Annotated in this window: 4 protein-coding genes; all 4 read right to left on the bottom strand. The window is 37.8% G+C overall.

The features are described from left to right. Window positions 1–1,038: 1,038 nt before the first annotated feature. On the bottom strand, window positions 1,039–1,971 hold the full coding sequence (locus ACFINF_RS08165; RefSeq protein ID WP_375620445.1) for an abortive infection family protein: 933 nt from the start codon (window positions 1,969–1,971) through the stop codon (window positions 1,039–1,041). 849 nt (window positions 1,972–2,820) lie between these two features. After that, on the bottom strand, window positions 2,821–2,994 hold the full coding sequence (locus ACFINF_RS08160; RefSeq protein WP_375620444.1) for a hypothetical protein: 174 nt from the start codon (window positions 2,992–2,994) through the stop codon (window positions 2,821–2,823). 404 nt (window positions 2,995–3,398) lie between these two features. Next, window positions 3,399–4,763, bottom strand: coding sequence for an MFS transporter (locus ACFINF_RS08155; protein WP_375620443.1), 1,365 nt, complete (start codon window positions 4,761–4,763; stop codon window positions 3,399–3,401). A gap of 50 nt (window positions 4,764–4,813) precedes the next feature. Further along, window positions 4,814–5,000: hypothetical protein (locus ACFINF_RS08150; protein WP_375620442.1), on the bottom strand; the 187-nt coding region annotated here is incomplete at its 5' end.

Below are 5,000 nucleotides of genomic sequence, written 5' to 3'. Positions count from 1 at the left end.
AACATTCTGAGCGGGTTCTTGATCTTTTAATATGGGCGTGACTCTCTCTCAGAGAGACTTTTAATAAAGAGGTTCAGAGCTTATTCGCTCATTCACCCCTTTAAAAAATTGAAAATAAAATAGCTAATTGCTTGAGATAAAATCTTATCGCTACTATCGCGGTTCTCACAAGGAGACTTTCAAATAAACCTTCATTCTAGATGCTTAAAGATAAGCTAAAAAACATATTGTCGGAACTAGAAACTTGAAAACTGAGCTTTGCCTCTCTAAAATGCAAACTTCTCAATCCTTCCCTGAAACTAACCGTTCACGATCTCACTCCAGAAGACCAAAAAAATCCTATAAACATAACCAAAAATAATCAAAGCTCTCTCCAAAATTCTCAGATATCCTCGTCCTTCAGACAAAAAATGTCGCATGTCTGCGATTTTGCTTGAGAAAAAACGTACCATCTCCACCCATATATAAAAAAATGGCGAGGAATTAAAAAAAAACGTTTCCAACTTACCGCTATCTTAACATCATAAAAAAAGCTACAAAACTTGCTTTCAATGAAAAACGCAAGCCAAACTCTTCTTCATGGTACGCAATCTTTTTAAGGGGTGGAAACCTTCAAGAAAAATCAACATAAAGTACGCGTTACTGTAGTCCAATATTGCCTATTGCTTAACTGCCGGTAAATAAATCAAAAATACCTCGGATGCCTTCTTATAGCATTTAAAGCATCGGGAGAAGGTGAAAAAGCTTCCAGAAAATGATTTTAAGAAAATTTGCTATCGCTCTTAGCTCGAAATATAAAATGTTATGATAGGCTTTTGATGAAAATGATGTTGTTTTGCGATAAAAAAGACAAACATGCATGGAGTGGAGGCTTTGCTAGCCTTTTGTCTTAAAAGACAAAACCTAAAATGCCTATGATCATAACGATACCCCAATTATTTGCAAAGAGTGTTTTGTAGAGGGTAAAGCATTATGTTGGTAGCAAAAAGCCTGTAAAGAGAAAACGGTTATGGCATGTAAGAATAGTGCTCTTTTTTATTATGGCTGATCCATGAGCTCTAAGATATAAATTGAGAGGGAATGGGCGGCATTAAAAGTTAAATGCGCATGGCGAGGTTTGAGATTGATTAGTTTAAAATCCTTTTCTGAGCGGCCGTGCGCTGCACCTTTCTTATTTCTTAAATTCATAGTACCGTCCACAATTTGATACAGACCGGATGCGATCATTTTTAAGTCATTTTTATCTAGATCTTGATTTTTTAAGTTTTTTTTCTTTATATCGTCGGGATGGATCTTAGCTTTCTTAACGACTTCTTTCCATAAATCGCGCAGCTTACTACGGGCGTTTTCTGCATATGGGATAGAATGGTGGTCGAGATAAGCTTTGCAAGAGGCTTCCAATAGATTTGCTGCAAATAGAACTGCCTCCCTTGGATCTTTTTCTATATTTTCTAATGCCCTATTTATTTCGATTTCTACTGCTGAAAGTCCTTTCTCTGCAATAAGTTTTTTTAGCTCTTCTGTAGAGAGGAGACCAGCTTTTTGCAATTCTTTTGTGGAGGTGAGCTCCTTCTTGATAAGATGCCCTCCACGCTGATATTCTAATCCATCTTTCTTTAACGTTTCTAAAATTTTACGTTGATCTTTTTGTAACTGTAAAATTTTTTCATATAATGATGGATTGAATCCGCTTGGGTCTGGATCATAATATTCTTTTTCCAAAAAATCCCCAAGCAAATTACCAAGGACTTCAAGCGGTTCTTCGCATTTCATATTGATTGCATATAACCATGCTTTAACTTTTTTGGGTTTTGTACCTTCTGGAATCTCAGGAGGAGCAAATGATGCAATAAACAATTCATCTAACTCGTCATGAGTATAATGATACGCAAACATTGGAGGGAGCAGTCCAATGATTGCAGGAGGAATTTTGTTTTTCTGAGAGATTTTTTGTGGGGATGATAATTGCATTTTATGGCTTTATAATATCAAAAAGCGGTGTATGCAGTGTTTTTTAGAGTATGATTTTATTGCTCTTGACCTTGCATGGAAGGTTGCGCAACCACTTTGTGGCTTATATAAGATTTGTGAAAGAGAAATACTATATTGTGTTTTAAATGTTTTCTCTTTTCATTGTTATAACAGTGAAGGGGAGGGGGTGGATAATGTGTGATAATTCGAAAAATATAGAATGAGAACAGAAGTATAAATTTGTATTATCGTAAGTGCAATAACATTCTTTATTGACAGATTGTTTATTGGAGAGAAGGACGCAGGCAATAGGCATAATCCCTGACATGACAATAAGGAAGGTTTTGTGACAAGAATTTCAACAATGGCATGTTACTAAATGTTGCGGGTGTTCTTTGCTTGTCAGAAAGAGCAGATGGGGCTCTTTATTTGCATAACCGGTAGAGCGTAATGAGTGGGCAGGGGATCGGTTTACCAAATTCGTTTATCTCCTTAAGCTTACGGTCTTCTATAAAAAGGCTGTTTTCATGATATCCGCTTTTAATCTCGTATATTTGGTAGAGATGAAAATATAAATGTTTATCGTGTCTATAAGGGAGCTTGAAGCAATGAAACTAGGCGTAAGAGTCCTCTGAAAAGCTTCTTTTTCCGTAAAATTTACAAGGAAAATTTAAAGGCAGGAAAATGTTAGAGAAATCTCAGAGCACACTGTGATAGTCAAAAAAACAGCCTTTTTAGAGATGGTTTGTTGTTTGTCATCGTGCATCATGATTTTCAATGTTTTAAAAACTTTCTCTTCAAGGAGGAAAGTTTTGTTTTATTAAAGAGGGGGAGATTTGTGATGACAGTTCACAATGGAATGGAGAGAAGGAAATGGAGAAAAGATGCTGCTTTACCGGCTGTTTTTGTCGCTTCATCTTTATTTGAACCTGTTGCGATTATGAAACCATAGCGATTTAATGAGTTTGAAATGGGGTGAATAACATCACCAAGTTTGCAGCACGGTGCTATTTTCCATATCATGATGCGTGGCAGAAGATGACCAACATTTAGAGCGTGGCGGGATGCTATATTCTATGCTAGTGCTGTAGAGTTTCTGTTAGCGCGTTTGTGGACTTAATCCACGTGAAACGCGTGCTTAATTTCGTGGATACTTGCAAAGATACCAACAGAGAATCCCATATTTCAAGAGGTTTTGAGAGGTGTCTAAGAGCACAAAGGAAGTATGATGTTGATAAACACCGCATGTTACTGGAGATGGCCAAATTTTAGAGTTTAAGGAGCTTGTTGGTTTCGTGTCCTTTCATAAAAATAACGAAGGTTGCGGTTAAGGTCTCAGTGTGTTGGTTTCTCGAAAAGTAGTAAACTGCTCTATGATCTTATATGCCATCGCAAATATCATTGAGAAGGCGTTCAAACAAAGCATATCATAAATCGGAGCCCTTTTCTTTATGCGATAAGGAGAGTGCGAGGCAAAACAGTAAAAATGCAGCGATAGAGAATATAAAGAATATGAGATATGTTTGATTGAGGGAAAGATATTCCTCTGTCAGCGAATGGATCAAAAAGCCAGCGAATACACCCCCCAAAGCTCCGCCTATTTGCTGTAATATGCGTGTGATAACTGCTGTATCTTTGACGTATAAACTGTTGACATATTGGATGGGGGCGGAAAGGCAGACAATGGTGGTGATGCCAAGCCCTATGCCTCTTAGCAAGAATCCAAGCCCATCCATGCTTATATTATAGCCGAAGCATAATAATCCAAAGCTTGATATCACCAAACCAATTCCTATCATGAAAAAGGGAGATTTTTCTTTCCATTTTTGGTAAATAAATTTCCTTCCGATCCATGCACCCACTCCTTGCAAAGCAAGGACTGCGCCGATGATGAGAAGGCTATTTTCATGGGCTTGTTCCATGGCAACGGCTAGTGGGAAATAAACGAGGAAGCTATAAAAAAGAAATGAAGCAACAAGCCCCATGATCATGAGTAATGTGTAGCGTGCATTTTGAAATCCGCTAAAGACGATTAATTTGTTTTTTGCTTTCTGATTAGAAACAGTGAACAATATGAGAGATATCACAGCTATAAGTGCTAAGATATATACGGAGGTGTTGTTCTTTATATTTCTGGCTTCTGTGAGATAAAAAAACGAAATAAGCGATATGGAAAATGCTAAAAATGCAAATAAGTTAAATTTTGTTTTTGTTGTTTCGTTGCTCTTTAAGTGTTTCGCTCCAATGGTGAGCGCCAATAAAATGAGCGGAATATTGATAAAAAATAACAAACGCCAAGAGACATACTGAGCAAGTGAGGCGCCTATTAGCGGACCAAAGGCAGGAGCGAAAACTGTTGGTACGGCTATGGTGCCCATGGCTTGGCGCACTCGTGTCTGTCCAAATTGTAAGGCAATGATGGTTTGGCTAAGGGGCAGCAAAAGACCGGTCCCGAAACCTTGAACGATACGGGCAGATATAATGGTTGGAAAATTATAGCTTAATCCTACCCCCAGTGATCCAAGCATAAAAATGAAGCTTGCAAGAAACCAAGTTCTTTTGATACCTATTCTTCCTTGCACAAAAGCTGCTATCAACAATCCTGGCACGGTGGCAAGAAAATAGGATGTTACAACCCATTGTATATTATTTTCCTCTACTGAAAGATAAAAAGCAAGGTCTGGAAGGATGACATTAACAATGCTTCCATCCAGCAAGGGAAGTATGCTGGAAATAATTACGGTATATATGACATACCTTTCTGATTTGGTATAGGAATCCACCTTTTGCATGATCATGCTCCCTACAGAAACTCTTTAAAATATTGGTCCCGCTCTATAAATTACAGGCTTTGAGAATTAATACGCGTTTGTTGATTGCGATATTGGGATGAATGTGATTGGAAGCGCTGATGGTCCCCAAATGCTTCTCTTGTATACAATCCCTCTTCCTCCAAAATAAAACCATCGGTTAAGTTGATCTTAATGAGTTTATCGAGGAGTCTATTCGCCGTCAACTCACTCTGCATG

This window comes from Bartonella sp. TS25HLJMH (assembly GCF_042193505.1).
GTDB lineage: Bacteria > Pseudomonadota > Alphaproteobacteria > Rhizobiales > Rhizobiaceae > Bartonella > Bartonella grahamii.
The sequence above is the reverse complement of the archived record's forward strand: the minus strand, read 5'-3'. Positions and strand labels throughout refer to the sequence as shown.